The following is a 26,274-nucleotide window of genomic DNA, read 5'->3' as shown; positions in this document are numbered from 1 at the left end:
AAAAACTAACAACCCTTCTTAATTATTATGCAGTTAGAGAAATTTACTTACGACAATAAGATTGTCCGCAACTTTGGTATCGCTACCATTGTTTGGGGCGTAATCGGCATGACAGTGGGCCTCCTCATCGCCATGCAGTTATTTAAACCTGGTATGAACATGGGCAGCCAATACACCACCTTTGGCCGTATCCGTCCGCTGCATACCAATGCCGTAATTTTTGCCTTTGTAGGTAATGCCATTTTTATGGGCGTTTATTATTCGCTGCAACGCTTACTCAAAGCCCGTATGTTTAGCGATGCTTTAAGTGCTATACATTTCTGGGGCTGGCAGCTCATTATCCTTTCGGCTGTAATAACCCTGCCTTTGGGCTTTACCACCTCGCACGAATACGCCGAGCTGGAATGGCCGATTGATATTGCCATTACGCTCATCTGGGTGATTTTTGGGATCAACATGTTCGGTACCATTTTTAAAAGAAGGGAACGCCACCTCTATGTAGCCATCTGGTTCTATATCGCCACGTTTGTAACCATTGCCGTGTTGCATATCGTTAATTCATTTGAGCTGCCTGTTTCGTTTATGAAAAGCTACTACTGGTATGCCGGTGTACAGGATGCACTGGTACAATGGTGGTACGGGCACAATGCGGTAGCGTTTTTCTTAACTACGCCTTATTTGGGCATGATGTATTATTTCTTACCTAAAATGGCCAACAGACCAGTTTACTCCTATAAGCTGAGTATCCTCCACTTCTGGTCGCTTATTTTTATCTATATCTGGGCCGGCCCACACCATTTACTCTATTCATCGCTACCGGGATGGGCACAATCGTTAGGTATAGTATTCTCTATCATGCTTATTGCACCAAGCTGGGGCGGTATGATTAACGGTTTGCTTACGCTACGTGGTGCTTGGGATAAAGTGCGCGAAGATGTTACCCTGAAATTTATGGTGGTAGCGCTAACCTGCTATGGTATGGCCACTTTTGAAGGCCCTATGCTTTCTATTAAACAGATTAACGGCATTGCACATTTTACCGACTGGATTGTAGCGCACGTGCACGTAGGTGCCTTGGGCTGGAACGGATTTTTAACCTTCGGTGTATTGTACTGGCTCATTCCGCGAATTTACAAAACCGAACTTTACTCTAAAAAACTGGCGGGTTTCCACTTTTGGATTGGTACGTTGGGTATTCTTTTCTATGCTGTACCTATGTACTGGGCTGGTTTTACCCAGGGCTTAATGTGGAAAGAGTTTACACCAGAAGGGCTTTTAAAATACCCTAACTTTTTGGCCGTAACACTTCAAATTATCCCCATGCATGTTTTCCGTGCAGTTGGTGGTGGTTTCTATTTGCTGGGTGCAATTGTAATGACCTTTAACCTGGCCAAAACCATGCTAAAAGGAAGTTTGCAAGCCAATGAAGCTGCCGAAGCCATGGCTTTAGCGCCGGTAATGGTAGAAACCAATGCAATGGATAAAAAATGGCACCGCGTACTGGAACGTAAACCAATGAAATTCATGGTGTTTTCGCTTATTATCATTTTAATTGGCGGGATGGTAGAAATGATGCCAACCTTCACCATTCAATCTAACGTACCCACCATTTCGAGTGTAAAACCATATACTGCACTCGAGCTTCAGGGTCGCGATTTGTATATCCGCGAGGGTTGTGTAAACTGCCATTCGCAAATGGTAAGGCCTTTCCGTTCAGAAACAGAACGTTATGGCGAATATAGCAAGGCTGGAGAATTTGTGTACGATCACCCGTTTTTATGGGGCAGTAAACGCACCGGACCTGATTTACACCGTGAGGGAGGAAAATACTCGCATGCCTGGCACTTCAACCACTTGCTCGATCCGGCATCGATGTCGCCGGGTAGTATTATGCCTCCATATCCCTGGTTAATTGAGCAAAAACTCGATATCAGCACTACGCCTGCCAAAATTAGGGCGATGCAAACTTTAGGTGTTCCTTACCCTGAAGGGTTTGATAAAACGGCTAATGATGACCTGAAACAACAGGCCGAGCAAATTAGCACAGACCTGAAACAAAACAACATCAAGGTAAAAAGCGACCGGGAAATTGTAGCCATTATTGCTTACCTGCAACGCCTCGGCACCGATATTAAAGCCAATAAAGAAACTATACCTTCAAACCAATAGCCATGTTCGAACAACTTAAAAACCTATCAGGCCGCGAATATTACCTGATCAGTTCGCTGCTATTATTTATGGTCTTTTTTATCATCGTGAGTATTTACCTCATTAAGCTGAGCAAGAAACACATCAGCAACATGAGCCAGCTACCTTTAAACGATTAGGAGCCCGATTATTAGCCATTATTACCGGAGGTTACACCACAAAAGCCTGTAACCTTCGCAACATAAATACAAAACATACGGATGAAAAAATTTAACATCACCCTCCTATTGATATTACCCGCAATAACGGCGCTGGCAGCTGATGAGCAAGTGGCGCCGGTTGAAGTGAGTTCGGGTCCAAATTTATTAGGCCTCAGTCAGGCCGAAACACTGCTGCTGATTATGCTTTTATTTGTATTGGTATTGCTCGTTGTATCCATTACCTTATTAAATGCTTTTAAGGTGATGTACCGTGAGCAGCTTAACCCTACTCCTTACCATGCCCCTGTAAAAGAAGCTGCGCTCGATTACGACAGTTGGCTGAAAACCAAAAAGCACAAGCCTTCTATATGGAGCAAAATACTGGGTTTAAAACCCATCGAAGAAGAAAAACATATCGTTATCGAACATGCCTACGATGGTATTCATGAGCTTAACAACCCTGTTCCGGCCTGGTTTAACTTTTTGTTTTACGGCACCATTTTGTTTGGTATTGGCTATCTTTTCTACTATTACATTGGGGGTTATGGTTTAAACCAGGATCAGCTGTATCAGGCAGAAATGACCCGTTCGACTGAAGAAAAAGCCATTTACCTTCAAAAATCGGCCAATGCTGTTGATGAAAACTCGGTAAAAGCCGACAACTCAGCGCCTGTAATCGAATCGGGTAAAACCATTTTCACTGCAAATTGTGCAGTTTGCCATGGTCCGGCCGGAGGTGGCTTAATTGGCCCTAACCTAACCGACGAATTCTGGCTGCATGGTGGTGGAATCAACAATGTTTTTAAAACCATCAAATACGGTGTTCCGGCAAAAGGAATGATAAGCTGGGAAAAAACGCTTACACCGAAACAGATCAGCGAAGTAGCCAATTATATTTTATCGCTCGAAGGCAGCAAACCGGCAGGAGCCAAAGCAGCCCAAGGTGAAAAATATGAACCCGCAACGAAATAAGAAAGATGCCGCAAAAAAACAAGACCGATCAGCAAGGCAAAGGCCGTAATTTTCTTTATCCAAAGAAACCTTCGGGCAAGTTATACACCTACCGTAAGTGGGTAAGTTATGTACTCTTGCTTTGCCTGTTCAGTTTTCCGTTTTTACAGTTTAAAGGCGAACAGCTGGTGCTGCTCAACTTCATTACCCGCAAATTTGTATTCTTCGGCCTCATTTTCACCCCACAGGATTTTTATCTCTTCGCCTTTGCGATGCTGATTTTTATTCTTTTTGTGATCTGCTTTACCGTTGTACTGGGCAGGCTTTGGTGCGGCTGGGCTTGTCCGCAAACCATATTTATGGAGATGGTTTTCCGCCGTATCGAATACTGGGTTGAAGGCGATGCCATACGCCAGAAAAAACTGGATGCACAAGCCTGGAATGCAGAAAAGGTTTTCAAAAAATCAGTCAAGCACCTGTTGTTTCTGCTTATTTCTTTTGCCATTGCCAATACCTTTCTGGCCTACCTTATCGGGAGCAATGTGCTGTATAAAATTATTACCGAACCGGTATCGGCACATATTTCGGGTTTCATTTCCATCTGTTTGTTTACTGCCATTTTCTACATCGTTTTTGCTTATGTGCGCGAAATTGTTTGTACAGTTATTTGTCCTTATGGCCGTTTGCAAGGTGTTTTGCTCGATAACCAGAGCTTAATTGTAGCATACGATGAAACACGCGGCGAACCCCGTGGCAAGCTGTTAAAGGATAACAGTAATTTAAAAGGCGATTGTGTAGATTGTAGCCTCTGTGTACAGGTTTGTCCTACTGGCATCGATATTCGCAAGGGTACACAACTCGAATGTATCAATTGCACGGCCTGTATTGATGCCTGCGATGAGGTAATGATCAAAATTAACAAACCCAAACGCCTTATTGGCTTTTACAACAGCGATTTCATTAAAACACGCACACCTTTCAAAGCTGGTTTAAAAGCTTATGGTTATGCCGCTGTACTGTTTGTAGCCGTGATCTTGTTTTCATCGCTCATTTACAACAGGCAAAATGTAGAAACCACGGTATTAAGGGCAAGCGGTACTTTGTATCAAACCCGTGCCGATGGCAGCATCAGCAATCTTTACAATGCCGAATTGATTAACAAAACCAACCGCGATATCAGCTTTAGCTTTAAATCGGCCAATAAAACCGATAGTATTTTGTTTATCCAAAGCGAAACCCTACTGCCTAAAGAAGGAACGGTACAATTAACTTTTTTCCTGATCAGAAAACCGGGACAGATTAAAAGCTACAAAACTGAGGTGGCTTTTGAGGTAGTAGCCGATAAAAAAACAATCAGCACCGCAGCTACCAGCTTTTTTGCCAATCCAAATTAAACAAAAACGATATGAACTGGGGAAATAAAATTATGCTCACCATGGCCGCATTTATAGTTTTTATACTGGCTTTGGGTGCTTACATGCTCAGCAAACAGGGGAATGATACACTGGTAGAAAGCAACTATTACGAAAAAGGGCTCCGTTACGAAGAAGAATACCGTTTAAAAGCGAACACCTTTTCCGATCATGCCGAACCAGTAATCACTGTAAATCCCAGTCAGGTAATTATCCGGTTAAAAGACAGTGCCAGCTACGCACTGGTATTAATGCGGCCCTCCAACGCTAAAGCCGATAAAAAACAGGTGGGCAATACCATTGGTAATGATCACCTCATTTTACTGGAACGGAAACCTGCGGATAAGGGCCTGTGGTACCTCGATTTAAAATGGGAAAGCAAGCACAAACATTACCAGTATAAAAAAAGTATCGCCCTGTAATGAACAACCTGCCACTTGCATTTTTAATGGGCTTACTCGGAAGCCTGCATTGTGCCGTAATGTGCGGCCCGCTGATGCTTTCTATGCCCCTCGAAAAGAAAAGCAGCTGGCAAGCGGCCTGGGGCTTGTTGCTATACCAATTAGGCAGGTTTTTTACCTATTCAGTGATGGGAGCTATTGCTGGCTGGCTCGGCAGCACCTTTAATCTGGTAGCTAACCAAAAAGCACTCAGCATTAGCATCGGTTTGCTATTAATTGTGTTTACCCTTTTGCAAATGCGGGCAGCTTACAGCCAAAAGCTCAGCGCAGTTCAGTTTAAACTAATTCATCCCATTGCCAAATTGATGGGCAAACTCATGGGCCTACCCTTCTGGCAATTTATGGCGGGTATGCTCAATGGTATTATTCCCTGCGGTATGGTTTACCTAGCTTTGGCTACGGCTGTTAACGGCGCATCGGTAAGTAGTGGTTTGCAGTTTATGTTCCTTTTTGGTTTAGGCACTTCGCCTTTATTGATGATGATTTCGCTGGGCGGTATTTACCTTAAAAAATACATCAGGTTTAATACCAAAAGGCTTATCCCCTGGTTTATGTTCTTTATGGGGGTATTGCTTTTGCTCCGTTCCGCTGAGCTGGGTATCCCTTTTATTTCGCCCAACATGGGCACACACTTTAACGGAACGGTACTTTGTCGTTAATCAGTTAAAAGATTTAAAAAGAAAGAGGCTGTCTCATTTTTTTTTGACAGCCTCGAATAGCGTTTTTTTTTTTTGCAAATATCAGTCTTGTTTCACCAAATTTAGAACGCTTGCGATTCTTCGTAGTTAGGGCCATACAGCGCTGGCACTTTATTTCCCGTTGCCCTGAGATGTGAGATCATCTCTCCCCGATGATGGTACAAATGATTATAAAGAAATCCTCTGATTACCTGAATCTTCGGCATTGCTGGCATAAGTGGACTACCTCCTGCCGACATTGTCCAAGTATTCATATACTTAGATTCATCTGAGTTTTCGATTACGGTCTTTGCCCTGGCAACATTTTCTTCAAACTTAGCCAGGATATTAGCGGCTTTACTGATATCACCTTTATCATACTTATAAGAGCCCATATCAAAATCGTCCAGATCAAATGTAGGCCCATACCAGTTGTACACTTCGGCAATATGCGAGGCCAGCTGACCTACCGACCAAAGGTGTGGTTGCGGACGGTATTCCAATGCACTGTCTGGAATTATTGATAATAACTTTCTGGTGTTTTCAGCTTCATGCATAAACTCACCAATTAATGCTTGTTTCATCATTTTTATAATGTTTTGTTGTATATAAAAATAAGGAATATTTTGGATTGAGCTTGATTTTTGAGCATACAAAAGATCAAAATATTTGCATGGCCGGATCTGCTCAGAAACCGACATGCTGCGTTTTTACTCTACATGTAGTGGCACACTGGTTACTGCGATTACCTTCCAATCCCGCTCATATAATTTCCAAATCCTGGTGAACTTCAGCTTGCTTTCAAACGGCTGGTTCAGATAGCTACCCTCGATTTCTTTTGTAACTAACACAACAGCGGTATCTCCGAACGTATGCAACTGCTGATCTGAAACCGCTAAACTGGTAATTTTTAAATCCTGGCTAATATGCGGAGCCAAATCTTCTTTTTTGGAAAGCGTTACCCCCTGGTGATTAACAAATACCAGTTGATCGTGAAGTAATTCATCTAATACTTCCACATCACTACTTAAGATGGCGGCAACAAGCTGTTCTTCTAACTTTAGAATTTTACTTTCCATAGCTGTTTTTTCTGCTAAAGATATGAAAGCGCTAATCAAAATACCTGTTTTACACCTACAGCTAAAAAAAATCTTTTCACCACCTTAGACAACTAAGAACACTTTAGCAAACTGTCACGCTTAGGGTCAATTTATTTCATAAAAATCAATATGAATAACAGCCCATTCAGGGTCGTCATTACGAGCGTAGTGCAACGTAGCCGAGAAATCTGTCTCTATAGATTTCTCCGTTTCGCTACCGGTGAAAAACCGGCTGGCTTCAGTCGAAATGACGATTCTTCTGTTGGGTCTGTCAATGATAGCGAAGCATCTCTAAAAGATTAAATACCATCCCCTTAAATGCCCTCAGGTATCTAAGGTGGCCTTAACGTGGAGTAAATGTGGAATAAAGGTGGGGTGCTGTGATGTTTTTTTTGGACTCTTAATCAGATCGATTAAATTGGGTCATCATCCCTTTGTTTAAACCAATATACAAAAATTATAGCTATCCAAAATGGAATTATTAAAATTGATGGGCAACTGGGCGATCTTGTTTTTACAAACGCGGAAGTAAGGATATTATAAGGCAAAGGCTACCCATACTGGCGCAAGTATTATTGCCACTTGCTTAAGAAATGGCCTGAATGTGCCTTTGTTAAGGCAATAAATCTGCTTTACACCTCCAACAACAATTTTTTTTCACCACCTTAGACAACTAAGACACCTTAGCAAACCATCATGCTGAGCAAAGCTAAGGATCTCTAAAAAACAAATAGAGTCGGGATTAATGCCCCTAACGAGATTATACTTTGAATCTAAGCGAAGAAACAGCTTCATCCCATGATACCTCAGGTAATTCAAATAAAGCCAAAGGAATTTGATCTTGGAACTTAAATTTACAAATTGTCGCCCACCCCATTGGTATACAATCAAAAGGTTTTAAATATTGTTCTGTTACATTTGTTAATTCAATTTGTCCTTCAAAGACAATTTGATTGCTCATATTTTCGATTCGATTAAAAATAGTTCCTAATGGAATCTCATATTCTGAATAAAGGCAATAAAGAATAACTTCTAACTTATTTAATACATCAAACTTTAAGACCTCTCTTAGTAAAGAGAAATCAGATGATGGAAACCTACCTGTAATTATAATATTTTCTCTTCCCATTATTCTATTTACAACTTAGAAACCTGCTTTTATTGCGATCCCCCCACTGAGGAACACACAATTTACTCAAAAACAAAAAAGCCTCTAAATTAATTTAAAGGCTTTTAATTATGTCGGGATGAGAAGATTCGAACTTCCGACCTCCAGCACCCCATGCTGGCGCGATACCTGGCTACGCTACATCCCGTTGATCAATTTGATCTGAAAAACGAACAAAGATAACATCCGGAACGAAAATCTCAAGAGCAGTCTCCAGATATTTTATTTTTTTTTATTTCCGCAGCATATTCCGGTATTCGGAAGGTTTCATTCCCTTTATCGTCTTAAAAAACTTATTAAAATTAGTGGGGTTGTTAAAGCCACTGGCATAACATACATCGGTTATGCTGTTATCTTCTGATTGTAAGAGCTTGCAGGCATGGCCAATCCTGATTTCGTTAATAAACTGGGTGAGCGATTTTTGCGCCCGCATTTTAAAAAAACGGCAAAAAGAATTGGGTGTCATGTTGCATAATTCGGCCACCTCTTCGAGATGAATATCGTTATGAAAATTTTTCATTAAAAACTGGTAAACCTTATTAATGCGGTTATTATCTTTTTCATCGTAATGGTTCTTAAAGGCTGCGCTCGAAAGGAATCTGTAATCTTTCGATTTAGCCAGTATTTTAATGATTTCGATTACCGAAATAATATTCCCAAAACCATCATTATTAGCGAGGCCCAGTAAAATTGGTTTTACCTTGTAAGTGGTTTCCTCATCAAAAACCATTCCCCGTGCAGCTCTCGAAGCAAGGTCTTCTACCTGTCGCAAAACCTCCTGATCATCGGTTAAGGTGTCGAAGAAATCGGCATTGAAATAAACAACAACCGATTTGACTGTTTTATCGTCCATATCTTCGTAACTCTTATCGTTCTGCCAAATGTGTGGCAGGTTTGGCCCCATCAATACCAAGTCATCATCTTCGAAATTCCCGATATGATCGCCAACAATCCGTTTGCCCTGACTCCGCTCAATCCACACCAATTCGCACAAATCGTGGAAATGGAAGGATGATATAAGCCGGTTATTATCAATATGTTTAATATGGATAGATTTCTCTCCTGAATGGTTGACATTAATCAGTTCAGATTTCATAAAATTTTCGAATTAAGCCCTTACAAGTAAACTAAATTAATGATAAATAGCAAAATACACCTATTCGAGGTAAAAAAGTTTAGGTTTTTACAATTATAGTTTTACAAAAGGAATTGGGGCGCCCGTACTTTTAGTATTAGTAAACTTTCGATTCTCTGGTATAAACTGTACTAGAGCTATCGGAGTTTTTTTTAACCAAAAAACAATATAAACTGTATGAAGAAAATTTTCCTAATTTGTTTTATTGTATTTCTATCCTCCGCGGTGTTTTCGCAAGATAAAATGCTTGTAAAAGGAACCGTAAGAAATACGAAGCAAGAACCGCTCACAGGCGTTAATGTGGGGGTAATCGGGCAGAACATTGTCGTAACAACCGATAATGAGGGCCATTTCATTATTCAAATCCCGAAACCAACGGGTGCAAGGCTAAGATTTAGTCTTGTCGGCTTTGCTACAATAGAAGTAGCAGCAAATGATCCCAAAGGACTTAACATTACATTAAGCGAAGATGAAAAAAATGCTTTGAATGATGTTGTAGTGGTAGGGTTCGGAACTACTAACGTTCGAAAAAATTCTACGGCTGTATCAACATTAAACCCCGAAAACGTAAAAACTTTGCCGGTTGGAGACATGGGAACTGCTTTACAAGGAAGAATTCCAGGTGTTATTGTTCAGCAAGGAAGTGCCGAGCCTGGCCAAAACGGCGCAAGTATATCGATCAGAGGTAATGGCGAGCCAATGTATGTTATAGATGGTTTTATTTCTACACGAGCACGTTTTCTAACCTTAAATAAAGCTGATATAAACTCCTTAACTGTACTTAAGGATGGCGCCTCGACTGCGGTTTACGGTATGAACGCGGGTAATGGAGTTATTGTAATTACCACTAAACAAGGACAAGCCGGTAAGCTGGAAATTGACTATCAGGCAAATTTTGCGTTCAATATGCTTTCATACCCTACGAAACGGTTTGATGCTTACCAACATGCTGTAGCCATTAATAACCTTAACCAGGCCTTGGGGCAAGGAACTTATTCTTTTAAAACCCAGGCAGAGTTAGAAGATATTAAACAACATTTATCTGATTACACCAACTGGGAAAACGCGTTACTACGCAAATTTGCTCCTCAGGCAGAACATTCCATTACTATAAATGGTGGTACTGAGAAGTTGAGATTTTCAGGAAGCTTGAATAAACTGGGGCAACAAGGCATTTATAAATTTAACTCCTTAGATTATGATCGTTACAACTATAGATCGAACGTAGGTACAACATTTGATAAAATTGGTTTAACTTTTGATTTTAATATCAATGGTACACTAACCGACGAAAAATATCCACCGGCAGGGGCTGGAACAATATTTTCACGTTTAAGAGATAGAAATCCTTTTGAAAAGCCATTTACTGCAGCTGGCAATATTTCCAATCAATTTGATAATCCGGCACTTCAGCTACTCAGTCCAGGATATATTAAATTAAGAACTGTTTACAATCAATTGGGTGCACAATTAACCTGGACAGTGCCCGGAGTGAGTGGTTTAAGTTTCGGCTTCAACGGAAATTACAATATTGAATCGCTAGACCGGGTTGACTGGATCCAAACAGCTACATATTTTGATGAGGCTGGTAATGCAACAAAGGAAATACCGGCAAACATTGGTGTTAACAGATCTTCGTATCTGACAAGCAGGTTCGATGTTAACGTAAGAGCAGATTACAAAAAAACCTTATTTGCAAAACATAATATTGAGGCTACAGTAGTTCAAACGCAGCAGCACACCTACAGCAATACACTTGGTGCGGGTACAAGAGGTTTTACAGTTACCGAAATTAAACAAATTCAGAAAGGAGATGCCTCATTAATTACGGCATCGAACACAGAAGGTGAACAAGCATGGATGGGCTATGTTGGCCGTTTCCATTATGATTACGATAGAAAATACCTTATTGAATTTGCTGGTCGTTATGATGGATCTGACAATTTCCCTAATGGCAAAAGATGGGGATTCTTTCCATCCGTATCTGCAGGATGGGCAATTTCTGAAGAAGGTTTCTTCAAAAAAATAAAAGATGGTAATGTGCTTAATTTCTTAAAATTAAGGGCTTCTTATGGTCAGGTGGGTATAAATGGTGCAGATCATGCTGCCTATGCTTACCTACCAACCTACAACTATAACACAAATGCTTATGTAGTTGATGGCCAGTTACAAAACACGGTTAGTCCTGGTCCTACCCCGAGTGTCAACATCACCTGGTTCGATAGAACAAAATATGATGCGGGTTTAGATTTCTTTATGTTTAAGAATAAACTCGAAGGTTCTGTCGATTATTTCTTTGAAAAAACTAAAGGTTACCTCGCTTCTGCAGCTTTCCGTTATACCGATCCCATTGGATATGCTTTACCGCTTGTAGTATCGCAGGCTGAAGATAGAATTGAAGGCATTGATGGAAGTTTAAGGTATAAAACTAATATTGGTCGCGTTAATTTCAATGCTGGTTTCAATTTCACTTATTACAGATCTTTTGCTTTTAAAACCAACGAAGATAGTGTTACACTTGCCAACCCACGTATACGGGCACAAGGAAACGAGAAATTTTATGTTGGAACGGGCTATGTTGGCGCTAAATTTTATACCAATGCACAAGACATACTCAACAGTCCAAAGCGTATCACTTCAAGAGATCTTCAACCCGGAGATTTACAATATGAAGATGTAAATGGCGACGGAAAAATAGACGGACAAGATCAAAAAAGATTTGGACATAACACTTCTCCAACTTTTGTTTACGGAATAGATTTGGGTGCAAACTATAAAGGCTTATCTGTTGCAGCAACCATTCAAGGTACGGGTTCAAGAGAAACCTATATGGGAAGTGCGGCAATGGGTGCTGAAGGTGAAAGACGTTTGGATTTTCAATTCCAATCTGACGTTTGGACACCCACCAATCCTAACGCTACATTTCCAAGAGCAGGAAATGCATCTTTAAACGATAACAACAACTATGCATCATCTGATTTCTGGGCTAGAAATTCTACCTATGTGAGGTTAAAATCTGTCACTTTATCCTATGATTTTAAACACGCCGTTCTTAACAAACAAAATTGGATCCGCAACCTGTCTTTATTTGTATCGGGCATGAATTTGTTCGCTTTTGGCCCCTCAGTAAAATACGGCGACCCTGAAGCAAACAGTTTTGATGGCTACGCATATCCGATGATGAGAACATATTCAACAGGCTTTCAACTAGGTTTTTAAATCTATATAAAAATGAAAAAAAATATTATAATCTGGGTTTTAGGGGTTGCAGCTTTGCTTCCACTATCGTGTAAAAAGTTTCTCGATACCCAACCTTACGATAAAATAACAGGAGAACAAACCTGGGCAAGTGAAAATTTAACCACCGCTTTTATTTATCAGATATATGCAGATGTGCTAGGCAATAATACCTGGTTATCTGCTTACAGCACGGGTAACGCAGCCCGGTCAGAAAGTTCAACAAAAAATGCAATGACCGGAACATTAAATAGTGCTTATTGGTCAAAAGACCGTGCAGATTTGATGACAAAAAACGATAATTATGGCTGGTTGAGCTATAGTGTTTTGTGGAAAATACATACGGCAATGAAAAACATTCAGGCCAGTAATTCATTTGGAGCAGATTATAAAAAACGGGCATTGGCAGAGCTGTATTTTCTACGCGCAGCACACTATTTTATGTTCGCTAAACAATATGGTGGCTTACAAATAATTGATCGCGAATTATCTGAAGAAGACAATTTACAGATTCCAAGAAAAACAACAAAGGAAACCTACGATTTCATCATTAGTGATTTGGATAAAGCAGCTACCGATCTACCTGCGGTAAGTCAACGTGGAAGAGCTTCCTCAATGGCTGCCAACGCCTTATTAATGCGCGTTAGCCTACAGGCAGCAGCTTATGTAGATGGTGGAACTGCAAACAGTACCTATTATGATAAGGTTATTTCAGCCGGTACAGCACTAGGTTTAAATGCAACTGGTAGTCAGTTGAGTCCGTATTTTGATATGTTTAGAAAGTATGAAACTGCCATTGCCTCAAGAGAAATTATTTTATCATTTGAGCGGAATAAAATCAACTCTTCGTTATACGATACCCCAATGCAATATCAGGGCTGTTGGTCTACGGGCAAATTTTCTACTTACGCAAAAACAAACTTTCCTATTTCGGTTACCATGAATTTTTGGGGAATGGATGGCGGAGCCTGGCCAACACAAGATTTGGTTGATGATTATTTAGTTAAAGATATAGACGGAACGATTAAACCATGGCAAAATGCTAGCTATGTAAACACCGGCAGTAGCGTAGACGAAAAAATGTATTTTACTGCTACCAAAAAGAGAGATTTAAGATTTTATTCTTCTATTCTATATGATGGTTGTACCTATTTTAACGATCAGGTTAAAGTATATTTTAGAAGAGATGGTAATGTTAGCAACGCCAACAGTAAAATAAACGAAGGTTCTCAGGCAGAGTATGGTTACGTAGCTGGAAACACAGAGAATTATAACTCTTCTACTGGGTATGGCATGTTGAAATACTTTTATACCCATGTTTTAAGTGTGCCAAGTCCTGGCGATCAAAAATTAGATTATTGTTATAGCGTACTGAGATATGGAGAGGCCTATTTAAATATGGCAGAGGCCTATTTAATGAAAGGTGATTTAATAAATGCTAAAAAATATATGGTTCCGACGATGGTTAAACATGGTGGATTTGATGAGGCACAAGCCAACGCCTATTTGGCTCCCTTATCGGGCAATGTTTGGGGAAATACTTTATTTGAGGCATATAAAAGAGAAAGAAATGTAGAAATGGTATACGAAAACAATGATCGCTACTGGTCTTTGTTGAGATGGGGCATGCGTACCAGTGGTGGTGTTAAAAACGGAGAATATGCAACCGGAGGCTATATTATACCCGATTTAACAGGTCCGCTGCGAGGTATTCGAATTGCCCGAGATGGCAACAGCTATAGCTTTTTTACTGATAACAATGTGGTTGGTGAAGCTAAATTTACTGCCAAACGTTATTTATTGCCAATAAATGAAACATTCAGGTTAAAATCTGGTGTTGCACAAAATCCAGGATGGGATTGATTTTGAAACAAATTAATGAGAAAAAGATGAAAAAGATTATAAAATCGTTTTTAAGTATAATTGCACTTGTAGTTATTTCAGTATCTACCGGATGTCTAAAGCGTGGGATGGAAGATTTAAAAAATTCCAATCAAAATACATTGTCTACAGTAGATTACACCTACAGATTTTTATATGATGATGTGATAAAAGAAGGAACTCCTAATCAGGAAAACTTAAAGGATCGCGTTTGCGAAGTTGTATTTAAAAAAGTAAGTACACCAATAACTGTTAACGGCAAAACTGGTTTTAGTACAATACTTACCTATGATGCAAATTCGGTACTGAAAGCCGGCCCTACCGGTAAGGTAACCAAAGCAGATTTGTATGCAAAGTTTCAAACTTTAATAGCAAACGACCAATTGAATAAGTTATGGGTCTACATTACTGTTCCAGACGCATCTATGGTAACGCCTTTGGAAGATGCTCCAAAACTTGGAACACCTGCAGATTTCTCAAAAGATCGTTATTACCGTGTTACTGCTGCAGATGGCTCTTCAAAAGATTATGTGATAAGAACAATTAAAGGTTTCTAAGAGGAACTTTTACAGTCCCTAAAAAAGACACTTTTAAACGCTAGTATTTTAAAAAACTATATCCAGCGAAAAATAAAAGCCTTATAGACTTAGATAGTTAGTTAGTGAACGGGGCCCAGCAGTGGATACTGCCTGGGCCCTTTTAGTATAAGTGAAATACTTTTTAATAATCCCATATTGCAGTTTTACGCTACAGAACTATCTTTTACTACAACAGAAGTGCCTTTGAGTATCTCCGGGTGTATTAGCAAGGTACGGAACGACATTTTAGTTCTTCGGAGTGTATTTTTTCTACTTCCGAAGTACTTTTAAATAGCAGCTGGGAGAGTTTTAAGTTATGGGCCTATTTAACGGATGTTAATAACCAATAACTTATGCGAATTAAAAGAAGAGTATATTAAAAAACAAGGTAATGGCAAGCACAATCATGCCCAGATATAGCGGATTAGTATACCAGGTTTTGCTTTTTAAATCTTGTTTAGGTGTTAAACTATACACCAGGCCAACCAGTTCTTTTTCATCTTTTGCTTTGGTAAATAAGCTGATGGCAATGGTAAACAACATACACACAATAAAGGAGATTGATGCAATGGTAAAGGCTTGCCCGGTTGCGGAATAAAAATCGAACGCATGAAACAGCCAGCCTCCTTTGCCCTCGGCAACTGATAAACCATGGGTTACAGCCGCAGCAACTGTACCTAATAGCAAGCCCCAGAATGCGCCATGGCCAGTGCTACGTTTCCAGAACATGCCTAAAAAGAAAGTGGCAAATAACGGCGCATTAACGAAACTGAATACGAGCTGCAACAAATCCATAATACTATTAAAGCCCCGGGCTACGTAAGCTGTGGCAATAGAAATCAGGATGCCGGCAATAGTAGTAGCCTTGCCTACCATTAAATAGTGCCGGTCTGAAGCATTCTTTTTGATGTGTGTTTGGTAGATATCGTAAGTAAATACGGTATTAAAAGCGGTAACGTTACCAGCCATGCCACTCATAAAAGAAGCAATTAAAGCAGTAATGCCCAGGCCAAGTAAACCTGTGGGATAAAGCTTTTGTAAGAGTAAAGGCAGTACCATATTGTAATCTTTATCGCCGTTTACATTTACCGGCAACTCAAAACCGCTGTACTGACCTTGCAGGGCCAGCAAAATAATACCGGGAAGAATTACAATGGCAGGCATTAATATTTTAGGGAAGGCAGCCAAAACAGGTGTACGCTGCGCTTCGTTCAGGTTTCGGGTGGCCATGGCGCGCTGTACTACTAAAAAATCGGTACACCAGTAGCCAAAAGCCAAAACAAAGCCTAAACCAAAAACCATACTAAAGGCATCTACCCCCATCGGGTTGTTGGCCGTGCTATCCAGACCTTTCCAAACATGGAGCTTAGCCGCATCTACATGCTGCAGAATACCGTCAATCCCTCCAGCTTTATCTAAACCGATGTAAACCAATGGCGCTATGCCAATAATGATGAGGAAGAATTGCAGCACTTCATTGTAAATTGCACCTGTTAAACCTCCTGAAAAAGTATAAATTAATACCACACCCGCAGCCAGCCAGATAGACAGGTCGAAATCCCAACCTAAAATCACTTTCATTAACATGGCCAGGGCATACAATGAAACGCCTGATGAGAAAACCGTCATAGCGGCAAAAGTGAGGGCGTTAAAGGTCCTTGTTTTTTCGTCGAAACGTAGTTTTAAATACTCTGGAACACTCCGGGCTTTACTGCCATAGTAAAAAGGCATCATGTATACGCCTAAAAAGATCATGGCCAAAGCAGCGCCCAGCCAGTAAAAGTGCATTGTGTACAAACCATATTTGGCACCATTTGCTGCCATACCCAAAACCTCCTGAGCACCTAAATTAGCAGAGATAAAGGCCAGGCAGGTAATCCACAACGGGATATTGTGCGAGCTGAGCAAAAAATCATTACCCGTTTTTATTTTCTTTTTAAGCACTAAACCGATACCCATTACCAGTATAAAATAAATGGCAATAATCAGGTAATCGAAAAATTCCAGTTTCATATCAAACAGTATTATTTGGTTAGTATTATTTGTTGTTTGGCCAAAGCCAATTGCTATAGATGTGACTTGTAGGGTGCGGCGGGAAGTCCTGTTACGTTTAATTTCACCAAAAACAAGGAGCCACTGTGTGGGTATTGCTTTAATTCTTCTCCATTTAACCCCTCTTTTGCCGTAGTAATCAACATCTGGTTCATCAGTTCGCCGCCAAAAGCACAACTGGTAACATGGGGCGCATTAATTTCGATCTTTCCTATGCAAGTGCCATTATGTGGGTTATACCTGTTTACACAACTGCCACCCCACATGGCCACCCAAAGCATCCCCTCATTATCAATGCACATCCCATCGGCCAGTATATTGGGGCCGGGTATTTCTACCACAACCCTTTCGTTGCTGATGCTACCCGTAGTTAAATCGTAATCGAAAGCTTTAATGTGATACAAAAAGCTGTCTATGTAATATAAAGTGCGGTTATCTGGTGACCAGCAAATACCGTTAGACACGCTAGTGTTTTTTATTTTTTTGACCAGTTTACCATTGTAACGGTAAAGATTTCCGGCATGCTGCCTGGCATTAACATGCATGGTACCAACCCATAGCCTGCCAAGCGCATCGCAGGCACCATCGTTACTCCTGTTTTCTTCATCCTCTTTAAACTTAATCAGACTTTGTGTTTTGCCGGTTTCAAAATCCAATAGGGCAAGCTCGCCTTGTAAGGCCACTAAAAGTTTACTATCGGTAGCCGGAGCCAGCATGCCGGGCATTTTTACTGTTTTATGGGTTATCAATTTCCCATTTAAAGGGTTGCAGGTACCAATTAATTTACCTTTGATATCGATAAACAAAAACTTTTGCCATTCTGCATGCCAACGGGCACCTTCGCCTAAAGTTAAATCGGCCTTGTAAATTAAATCCGGCTTCCAAATCTCCATCATACATTTTATATCTTACATTTCCCCTCTTCCATTTTCCATCTCACCTCTTACATCTTCCACCCTAACTATCCTGCATTAGCGCACTTCTGCCTCCATCAACCAAATAAGTAACCCCCGAGGCAAAAGCAGCATATTCGCTAGCCAAAAACACACACCAACCACCTATTTCTTCTACGGTGCCGATCTTTTTTACAGGGTGAAGGTTTACGGTGCGCTGTCTTTCCTCTTCCGGATTTTCGAAACCATTAAACCATTGCTGGTTACCCGGTGTATCGATAAAACCTGGCGCAATGCCAACGGTTCTGATTCCCGGCCCCCATTCTATAGCCAGGCTCCTAACCAAACCCGTTAGGGCAGTTTTAGCCACACTATAAGGTGCACAGCCCGGTATACTGGCGTAGGCATGGTTGGAGGCCATGATAATAATTACCCCAATATTTTCTGCCAGCAGGGGTTTACAGCTTTTGGCGAGGCGCCAATGTGCGGTTAGGTTTAAATCGAGGTTAAACTGCCAGTCTTTTTCGCTGCTGTTTGCTAAACCGGTAAATACATTTTGCCCTGCGTTGGATACTAAAATATCAAGACGGCCATAGTCGCTGGTAATATCGGCGACCAGATTTTCAATCTCTTCAGCTACTGCCATATCCGCTTTAAAATAATCAGTATGGGCATCGTAAGATTCCATTTCGGCTAAAAACCGCTGGGCTACATCACTCGTTTCGCTTTGCTCGGCACAACCAATTACTGTGCAGCCGGCTTTGGCCATCATTTTGGCAATTCCCAAACCAATACCTGAGGTAACACCGGTTACCAAAGCTATTTTTCCTTTTAAATCTATCGTTAGTGCCATAATATTTATTAAACATAGAAACCTGCCCTGGGTGTTAAAATCCCCGGGTGTTTTTCCATTTCTTCTTCAATTAAATCTACTCCTAAACCTGGTCTGTCGCTCAGTTTTAAATGGCCGTTCTGCACCATATCTGCGATGGGATGTGTAATGATTTCATCGCGCCACAGCACATCGTTAAACATAAATTCCTGTCTGAAAAAATTAGGTACCGAAGCGCAAACCTGCGCCGAAGCCAGTGTAGAGAGTGGTCCGTTAGGGTTATGCGGTGCCAGCAATACATTATAAGCTTCCATCATGGTTGCCATACGTTTCATCTCTGATGGGCCTCCGCAGCGGGTAATATCGGGCATCATTACATCGCAAATGTGTTTTTCCAGCACATCGCGTATACCGTGACGGGTATAATGGCGCTCGCCCACGCAGATAGATACGTTTGCCGGAATCCTATCGCGCATGGCTTTTAAGGTATTGGCATTTTCGGGCCCTGCAGGTTCCTCGTACCAGGTAATATTGAGTTCAGAGAGCCTTTGCGCCATGGTAACGGCTACACGATAATTGAGCATAGCATGGGTTTCGATCATGATATCGAAATCAGGGCCAACCGCATCGCGTACGGCCTTACTTACATTAAATGCCAGATCTTGCTGAGCTACTGTGAGCTGCAGGTTCGACGATAAGTCTTCGCCATATAAATAATTGGTATGTGCAAAGGGATCGAATTTTAAGCCGGTAAAACCTGCTGCTTTAACTTTTTGTGCCTGCTCTGCGTAATCTGCTGCATTATGGCCGCCACCTGTAAACCAGTAATTGGCATACAGTAAAATATCTTTTCTAAAAGCACCACCTAGCAATTCGTAACACGGTACGCCCAGTACTTTTGCCTTTAAATCTAGTAATGCCATATCTATACCACTAATGGCACACATACTGGCACCAAATGGCCCCATCCAGTTTAAATCGCGGTATAGCTTTGTCCAGATAAAATCGGTTTTCATCGGGTCCAGGCCAATAATACGCTCACCAACATGTTTGGTAGCTTCGAAAACAATGGGGCTGCCCGGCCAGTTGGTGGCTTCGCCCACACCGGTGTGGCCGGTATCGGTATATATTTTTAATAATGTCCAGTTGTACTTAACTCCTTCAACCAGCCATACTTTTACATCAGTTATTTTCATTTTTGTGTTTTTATTTTAATCCCTGTTGTGGGATGGTATTATTTGTTCTTTCTAAAAGGTTGTGTCAATATTAGTAACAGCCTCTCCGAGGTCGTCATTTCGAGCAGAGTGCAACGTAGTCGAGAACCACGTTAGTGCTCAGCAAAGCTAAACCTGCCTCTATAGATTTCTCCCCGCCTGTACGGGCAGGCGTTCCGCTGCCGGTGAAAAACCGGCTGGCTTCAGTCGAAATGACGATTCTTCTATTGGGTCTGTCAATGGTAGCCTGTCGAAACGCCTTGTACTGTGTTAAGAAAAGTCCTTCGACAGGCTCAGGATGACAATTCTACGTTTACCACACAACTCAAACATGAACAACCTATTGCAATCTAAATTTAACACTTCCTTTTAGTGTTTTTCCTTTAATACTGATGCGACTATCGGTAAAGGGGCTGCCATAAAACGGCTCTGAACCATTATTCGAGTAATCAGCTATCAATAATTGTATTTTTTCGTCCTGCAGCCAGCTGCGCGATGCTTGCTTGCCATCGGATTGGATAAGCAGACTGTTAAGGCCATTGTTCAATTGAGCCCGAAGAATTTGCTGTTTAGTCGATCTGAAGTCGTTCGATCCCATTTCGTTGGCATCGTCTTTCCAAAGTATGGCACCTGGTCTCCCAAATTCTTCTACAGCGGGCAACCATCTGGCATTTAATTTAGCTGTTCCCTTATCGCGGGCAATATCTTCTGGTGCGTAAATGCTGAACTCGCCTTTACGTTTCCAGTTCAATTCATCGAAAGTTTTAGGCAGCTGAAAAATCATTCCATATTGATAAGGTTTTTCGAGGCTTGTTTTTACTTCGTAATCTACGCGGGTATTGCCATCGCCAGAAAAGGTATAGGTTAAATTGCCTTCACCATTGGTATAGGTAGCTTTTATTCTGAAGATAATGGCTTCGGCAGTTTGATCGACCTTAATTGTATTGGCAAAAATGGTGTACAGGGGATAGTTTTTAACCGGATAAATATTATTCTGATAGGTTTCGCCTGCTACATTGGGTTTGCCCCCATCTTCGCTGTTCATGCTTACCAGGCCAAATACAGGTCCCTGGCTTAAAACTTTTTGACCTTTAACCGTTGCTCCTGATATGATACCGTTAATTTTGTTGATGGTATAATTTACATCGCCCTGAGTGATAAAATAGGCCATTTCATTTTCAGTAAACGATAAAGCAACCTTCCTGCTTTGCTCCTTTTCTTCAACTGGTTTTAAAACAATCAGTTCTTCATTTATAATGTTACCTGATGGATCTTTAAATGAAATATAAACTTCTTTTGTATCGGCTTTTACAGGCACCTGCAATGTGCCTTCGCCATGTGGTTTAATGGCCGAGCTTAACCGAATCGGCTCACCATCAACCTTTGCATTAATTTCTACATCGCTCAGTGAGATAAAATCGTGACGGTTTTCTATCTGCAATACCAATTTACCATTTTTAACCACCGGTTGAAAAACGTTTTTAACTACAACAGTTGCATAAGCCTTTTTCATGCCCCAGTATTCGGGTTTCAATCTACGCCAGGCATCAATTGGCCCCCAGGGTCCATAGCCTACAATATTGCCATCGGGCAGGTGAAAAGTATCATCGATACCGCTCCATATGGCACCACCTAAATTTCCCTTGTGCACATACATGCTATCGTACATTTTAACCAACGACGGACCGAAACTAGCCCTTACACCCGGGTCGGTTAGCAACTCGCGGCGGTTATAGGTACTTAAATGGGCATATTCGCCAAATAAAGTTGGCCTTTTCATGGTATCGGTAGCTTTCGGCCCGTTAATGCCCGGGTAGTGGTAATTGGCAATATCAACCTTGTTACCTCCATTGTTAAAACCTCCCCAGCATTGATCGTGGAATGAAATGGGGCGCGTAGGATCTAATTTTTTGGCCTCGCGGTAAACTTTATCCCATAAAGGGCTCCAGTAACTTTCGTTACCCAGGCTCCATATAATTACGGAAGGGTGGTTTTTAGCTGCCTGCATTTTTTCGATGTTAGCGGCCAGCATGTAGGGGTAGAATTTTTCGTCTTTATAATTCCACAATTTCCAGATGGGCGAAGCCCCGTGCTGAATCCAGGTTAAAGAGCTTTCGTTCTCTACAAATAAACCTATACTATCGGCTATGGCTAAAAACCTTTCGCTAGGCGGGTAATGCGAGGTGCGGATGTAATTGCAATTGGCCTTTTTAAATAATTCGGCATCTTTTAATTCCAGCTCATCGCTTATGGCGCGGCCGGTTAGCGGATGTACCGAATGACGGTTTACCCCCCTTAATTTTACAGGCTGTCCGTTTACCATTAACTGGTTTCCGTTTACCCTAACTTCTCTGAAGCCTACTTTTTGCCGGTTGGTTTGAACAGGCTTTCCGTCTATCAACAATACTGTTTGCAAATTGTAAAGGTATGGCCGGTCGGTATTCCACTTTAACGGATCTTTAACAGTAAAACTGCTTTCTGGTAATTTTTGTGCTGTTGCAGCACCAACCTGTTGTGCTGCTGTTGTTTTAAAGAGCACAACTTTGCCGTTTTGATCGGTTAAAGTGTAGGCCAGTTGTATCGAACTATTTCGCTGGCTTTTGTTATCGATAGTGGTATTTAGTATTAAAGTAGCATCTGTGAATTTTTCGTTTAAAGTGGTAACTACGGTGAGGTCAGAAATATTTATTTCTGGCAGGGCAAACAAAGTTACATTACGCAAAATACCACCAACAGTATGTACGGCATATTGCGAAGTACAGGCTAAAATATCGCTGATGGTATTGGCCTGCACCTCGACCTGCAGTAAATTTTCGCCATTTTTAAGGGCATCGGTAATATCTATTTCGAATGGAACAAAACTACCTTCGTGTTCGGCTAATTGTTTTCCATTTACTTTAACTATAGCATGCGAACTTACGCCGTCAAAACGTAATTTAATGCGGTTACCTTGCAAGTTTTTGGGTACTGAAAAAGTTTTGGTATAGGTTGCTGTTTCTCCGGTATTTACGGTGTAGCCTTGCATTACCCACTCTCCCGGCACTTTTATGGCCGAAGTTTTCGCCCTCTGGCCTGGAGCAAAAAGCCACTCTCCATTTAATGAAATAGCTGGTTTGCTATTGCCTTGTGTAACTGAAGGTATGGGCGATAAAGTACTGGCTATGCCACTGTTTTGTGCCAGAAGTGGTAAAACTGCACTATATATCAAAGCAAGCGTAAGTAACATTTTACGCCTTGTTCTATGGTTGTTAATTTTATTTAGGGTCATGATTGTTTAATTCTATTATTTAGTCGTCTTTTCGACTGGAGCGTAGCGGAATGGAGAAATCTTAGCAATTATTCATAAACAAAGATTTCTCCCCACCTGCACAGGCAGGCACTCTGGTCGAAATGACGGTAAACTTCCTATCTCAACTGAAGTATAACACTATCCTGTATTACATCGCCCACTTTTAGCGGCCGATCCATTTTTTCGGCGTGCCCTCTAAAAAACCTTTCGGCTCCCATGTTGCTATAGCCAGCTACCAGGGCTTTAATACCCACCGATTCTTTCCATGCCCTGACGTGCTGCTGTCCGTTAGCTGTTATTTTAAAAGAAGATGTTCCATTACTTAGAGCTGCTTTGTTAATATACATTTTTGTTGAACGGAAATCGTTGGTACCCAAATCATTTCTATCTAAACTCCATGGTGAAGCTGGTAATTTATTCGGACCAGCAGGTCCAGAAATTTCATTGACTGAGTTTAACCATGCTTTACCCACAGGCCTGCCAATATGATCGGCCGGGTAATAATCCCATTGGGCATTCCTGTTCCAATCCAATTCCTGAAAGCGCTCTGGCAAACCGAAAACCAGGCCCCACTGACGTGGATTAATCTCTTTTTGAATGGTGTACTTATAATCGATTTTGACGGTCCCATTGGCTGAAAAAACATAATTAGTGGTACCACTGGCTTCGCTGTAAGCATCGGTAACACTCAGTGTAAAACTATTTTTAGCTTTAAGCAGCTTAATATCTTTTACAATGCGGTTTTTACATACGCTGGTAAAGGGATCGAATTGCTGGCTTTCGCCTGTCATTTGTGTCCCTCTGCCCTCACCTGTTAGTGGTAAAACCATGAGCCTGGTGCCTGTATTCCAAACCGTTTTACCATTTTGGCTAACCTGTTCTACATCGCCACTGGCTAAATTGAACTGCACCTTTACTGTACCATTTTTGGCAGTTACAGTATTAGCGGTTTGGCTGTAGCTCCACTGTTCACTCACTGTTTTTTGTGCTGAAGTTAGATCGGTGATGGTGGGTACAACTGCGAACTCATAAATATCAATCAGTACACCGCGTGGATCGTAGACCTCAACGTTCATTTTATCGGCCGGAGCTGGTTTTTTAGGTACTGCAACATTGGCTGTTGTTTTACCATTCCTTTTTAAATCGGCTGTAATTAAACCACTTTCGCCTGCTAAACTCCAAACTATTTTACACTCGTTCAGGTTACTAAAGAGTAATCTGTTTTCAAGTTCGACGACAATTTTACCATCATTCCAGTTCTCGGCGAGTTTAATTTTTACCGGCGAATAGATTTTTTTCATGTGCCAGTATTCTGGTTTTGGTCTTCTCCAGCCATCAAGCGGTCCCCAGGTACCATAACCAACGGTTTTACCATTGGGTAAAAAGAAAGTATCGTCAATACCCGCCCAAATGGCTCCACCTAAAACTGCATCAGTACGGTACATGTTTTCCCACATGCTTTCGAAACCAATTCCCCAGGCATCGCGCACGCCTGGATCGGTGACCAACTCCAAACGGTTGTAGGCATTTAAGTGTACATACTCATCAAAAACAATTGGGCGTTTGTAATTGCGGTAAGTTTGTGACCCTGTTGGTCCGGGATAATGGTGATTGGTAATTTCGAGGTCGCCCTCGTCGGCATCGGGTCCGTATTGGCTAAAGTTGCGTGGACGCGTTGGGTCGAATGCTTTAATCAGCTTAGCGGTTTCTTTGAAATACTCTTTGTATTTGCCGCTTTCGTTACCCATCGACCAGATTAATACTGAAGGGTTTGACCTGAAATAATTTACCATATCAACAGTCTGATCGACCATCAGGGTTTGGTAAATTTCAGTACCCGCCAGCACCGTAGTATTTTCGGCCCAGCAAAAAGGTGCTTCTACTTCTAAAAACATCCCCAGGCGGTTGCAGGCATCAATCAGTTCTTCGGCTGGTGGATAATGCGAGGTACGGAAATAGTTTACATTGCCCTCCCTGAAAAGCTCCACATCTTTCTCCCACATGTTTTCGCCTACTGAGCGGCCGCGTAAAGGCATGGTTTCGTGGTGACAGATACCACGCAGTTTAATGGGCATATTGTTTACAAAAACCCGGTTGCCCCTCACTTCTATCTGACGGAAACCGATGCTCCTGGTAATTACATCTTCGGTTTTACCATCCTGTAAAATACTCAATTTTACCACATACAAATTGGGGTGTTCGGTATCCCATTTGGCTGGTTTTGCCACATCGAAACTGATATTTTGTTGCAGGTATTCACCTTTAGCAATGGTTTGATTAAGCATAATTGTTTTTTCGGTAACCAACGTTGTTCCGTCTGCTTTAAACAGCGAAGCTTTGAGGCTCAGGTTGTTTGTTTTTCCATCTTGTTCGTTGGCAATAATTACATCAGTGCTGAGCGTGGCATTTTCGTAGTTTTTATCCAAAATGGTTTTAACATCGGCATAGGCAAAATTTACAGGTGCCAGGGCCATTACATACACTTTTCGTGAAATGCCTCCCAAGGGATGTACTGCATAGGTAGATGCGCTGGCCAATGAATCGGCTTTGCTTTCTGATTTTACTTTTACCAATAACTCATTGCTGGCTCCCCATTTTACCACGTTGTTAATATCGATTTCGAAAGGTGTAAAACCTCCTAAATGCGATACGGTTTTCTTGCCGTTAACCCAAATTTCGGCATCACTGTACACGGCATCAAAACGAAGTTTAATGCGTTTGTTTTTCCAGCTCGCAGGCACTTCGAATGTTCTCTGATAACCGGCATAAACTGAGTTTTTTACTTCAAAGCCCTGCATTACCCATTCGCCGGGTACCTGAATATTTTTATCTAAAGGTTGTGCATTGATATCAGCCGAAAACTTCCAGGTACCATCCAAAGCAATTTTATCAGGCTGTTTTGAGGCAGCAGGCGAAATCCGGTTGATTTTTATTAGCTGTTGATCGGAGCTTGTATAACTTATTTTTTGAATCTGGGCCTGCACCACACCTCCCAGCATCGTTAAAACGGTAAATATTTTATAAAATAGTTTCATTTGTGTGTGTT

At 41.3% G+C, this 26,274-nt stretch carries 19 protein-coding genes and 1 tRNA gene; 9 read left to right on the top strand and 11 right to left on the bottom strand.

The features are described 5' to 3' along the window. Positions 1-27: 27 nt before the first annotated feature. The 6 genes from ccoN to DBR40_RS10925 all read left to right on the top strand — a co-directional run bounded on the left by ccoN (position 28) and on the right by DBR40_RS10925 (position 5,831). Positions 28-2,169: a cytochrome-c oxidase, cbb3-type subunit I gene (ccoN, locus tag DBR40_RS10945; protein WP_124559787.1), complete on the top strand. Its 2,142-nt coding sequence runs from the start codon at positions 28-30 to the stop codon at positions 2,167-2,169. A gap of 2 nt (positions 2,170-2,171) precedes the next feature. After that, the gene (locus DBR40_RS26865) at positions 2,172-2,327 is read left to right on the top strand and encodes a hypothetical protein (protein ID WP_166212025.1); all 156 of its coding nucleotides are present in this window, start codon (positions 2,172-2,174) and stop codon (positions 2,325-2,327) included. Between the two features lie 81 nt (positions 2,328-2,408). Continuing rightward, positions 2,409-3,320, top strand: coding sequence for a cbb3-type cytochrome c oxidase N-terminal domain-containing protein (locus DBR40_RS10940; protein WP_233603856.1), 912 nt, complete (start codon positions 2,409-2,411; stop codon positions 3,318-3,320). A 5-nt stretch (positions 3,321-3,325) separates the two neighbouring features. After that, the gene (ccoG, locus tag DBR40_RS10935; RefSeq protein WP_124559786.1) at positions 3,326-4,693 is read left to right on the top strand and encodes a cytochrome c oxidase accessory protein CcoG; all 1,368 of its coding nucleotides are present in this window, start codon (positions 3,326-3,328) and stop codon (positions 4,691-4,693) included. A gap of 11 nt (positions 4,694-4,704) precedes the next feature. Next, positions 4,705-5,133 carry a FixH family protein gene (locus DBR40_RS10930; RefSeq protein WP_124559785.1) on the top strand — a complete coding sequence of 143 codons (429 nt, stop codon included), beginning with the start codon at positions 4,705-4,707 and terminating at the stop codon, positions 5,131-5,133. After that, complete coding sequence (locus DBR40_RS10925) at positions 5,133-5,831, top strand: sulfite exporter TauE/SafE family protein (RefSeq protein ID WP_124559784.1); 699 nt, start codon at positions 5,133-5,135, stop codon at positions 5,829-5,831. Before DBR40_RS10930 ends, DBR40_RS10925 begins: the two co-directional genes overlap by 1 nt. Positions 5,832-5,932: 101 nt before the next feature. Here DBR40_RS10925 and DBR40_RS10920 read toward each other — a convergent pair whose 3' ends face one another. The 5 genes from DBR40_RS10920 to DBR40_RS10900 all read right to left on the bottom strand — a co-directional run bounded on the left by DBR40_RS10920 (position 5,933) and on the right by DBR40_RS10900 (position 9,213). Beyond that, on the bottom strand, positions 5,933-6,436 hold the full coding sequence (locus DBR40_RS10920) for a DinB family protein (protein WP_124559783.1): 504 nt from the start codon (positions 6,434-6,436) through the stop codon (positions 5,933-5,935). Positions 6,437-6,559: 123 nt separating this feature from the next. Further along, positions 6,560-6,928 (bottom strand): nuclear transport factor 2 family protein, encoded by a 369-nt coding sequence (locus DBR40_RS10915; RefSeq protein ID WP_124559782.1) that lies wholly within the window; start codon positions 6,926-6,928, stop codon positions 6,560-6,562. Positions 6,929-7,709: 781 nt separating this feature from the next. After that, positions 7,710-8,078: a hypothetical protein gene (locus tag DBR40_RS10910; RefSeq protein ID WP_124559781.1), complete on the bottom strand. Its 369-nt coding sequence runs from the start codon at positions 8,076-8,078 to the stop codon at positions 7,710-7,712. 113 nt (positions 8,079-8,191) lie between these two features. Continuing rightward, a tRNA-Pro gene (locus DBR40_RS10905) sits at positions 8,192-8,265 on the bottom strand. 84 nt (positions 8,266-8,349) lie between these two features. Further along, complete coding sequence (locus DBR40_RS10900) at positions 8,350-9,213, bottom strand: AraC family transcriptional regulator (RefSeq protein ID WP_124559780.1); 864 nt, start codon at positions 9,211-9,213, stop codon at positions 8,350-8,352. Between the two features lie 216 nt (positions 9,214-9,429). Between DBR40_RS10900 and DBR40_RS10895 the strand changes: the two genes are divergently transcribed. The 3 genes from DBR40_RS10895 to DBR40_RS10885 are packed head-to-tail and all read left to right on the top strand — an operon-like array spanning position 9,430 to position 14,927. Then, positions 9,430-12,471 carry a SusC/RagA family TonB-linked outer membrane protein gene (locus tag DBR40_RS10895; RefSeq protein ID WP_124559779.1) on the top strand — a complete coding sequence of 1,014 codons (3,042 nt, stop codon included), beginning with the start codon at positions 9,430-9,432 and terminating at the stop codon, positions 12,469-12,471. A 12-nt stretch (positions 12,472-12,483) separates the two neighbouring features. Further along, positions 12,484-14,352: a RagB/SusD family nutrient uptake outer membrane protein gene (locus DBR40_RS10890; protein WP_124559778.1), complete on the top strand. Its 1,869-nt coding sequence runs from the start codon at positions 12,484-12,486 to the stop codon at positions 14,350-14,352. Between the two features lie 26 nt (positions 14,353-14,378). Next, a complete protein-coding gene (locus DBR40_RS10885) occupies positions 14,379-14,927 on the top strand; it encodes a DUF5018-related domain-containing protein (RefSeq protein ID WP_199748318.1) in 549 nt (182 codons plus the stop codon). A gap of 381 nt (positions 14,928-15,308) precedes the next feature. Here the strand turns inward: DBR40_RS10885 and DBR40_RS10880 are convergent, their stop codons facing one another. The 6 genes from DBR40_RS10880 to DBR40_RS10855 all read right to left on the bottom strand — a co-directional run bounded on the left by DBR40_RS10880 (position 15,309) and on the right by DBR40_RS10855 (position 26,263). Next, on the bottom strand, positions 15,309-16,961 hold the full coding sequence (locus tag DBR40_RS10880) for a sodium:solute symporter family protein (protein ID WP_124559777.1): 1,653 nt from the start codon (positions 16,959-16,961) through the stop codon (positions 15,309-15,311). Positions 16,962-17,014: 53 nt separating this feature from the next. Further along, positions 17,015-17,896 carry an SMP-30/gluconolactonase/LRE family protein gene (locus DBR40_RS10875; RefSeq protein WP_124559776.1) on the bottom strand — a complete coding sequence of 294 codons (882 nt, stop codon included), beginning with the start codon at positions 17,894-17,896 and terminating at the stop codon, positions 17,015-17,017. A 61-nt stretch (positions 17,897-17,957) separates the two neighbouring features. Continuing rightward, entirely contained in the window at positions 17,958-18,746 is a 789-nt protein-coding gene (locus tag DBR40_RS10870) for an SDR family NAD(P)-dependent oxidoreductase (protein ID WP_124559775.1), read from the bottom strand. A gap of 8 nt (positions 18,747-18,754) precedes the next feature. Next, positions 18,755-19,921: a mandelate racemase/muconate lactonizing enzyme family protein gene (locus DBR40_RS10865; RefSeq protein WP_124559774.1), complete on the bottom strand. Its 1,167-nt coding sequence runs from the start codon at positions 19,919-19,921 to the stop codon at positions 18,755-18,757. Between the two features lie 358 nt (positions 19,922-20,279). Then, positions 20,280-23,207 (bottom strand): glycoside hydrolase family 2 TIM barrel-domain containing protein, encoded by a 2,928-nt coding sequence (locus DBR40_RS10860; protein WP_124559773.1) that lies wholly within the window; start codon positions 23,205-23,207, stop codon positions 20,280-20,282. 137 nt (positions 23,208-23,344) lie between these two features. Next, positions 23,345-26,263 carry a glycoside hydrolase family 2 TIM barrel-domain containing protein gene (locus DBR40_RS10855; RefSeq protein WP_124559772.1) on the bottom strand — a complete coding sequence of 973 codons (2,919 nt, stop codon included), beginning with the start codon at positions 26,261-26,263 and terminating at the stop codon, positions 23,345-23,347. Between the last annotated feature and the right edge of the window lie 11 nt (positions 26,264-26,274).

This window comes from Pedobacter sp. KBW01 (assembly GCF_003852395.1).
Lineage (GTDB): Bacteria > Bacteroidota > Bacteroidia > Sphingobacteriales > Sphingobacteriaceae > Pedobacter.
The sequence above is the reverse complement of the archived record's forward strand: the minus strand, read 5'-3'. Positions and strand labels throughout refer to the sequence as shown.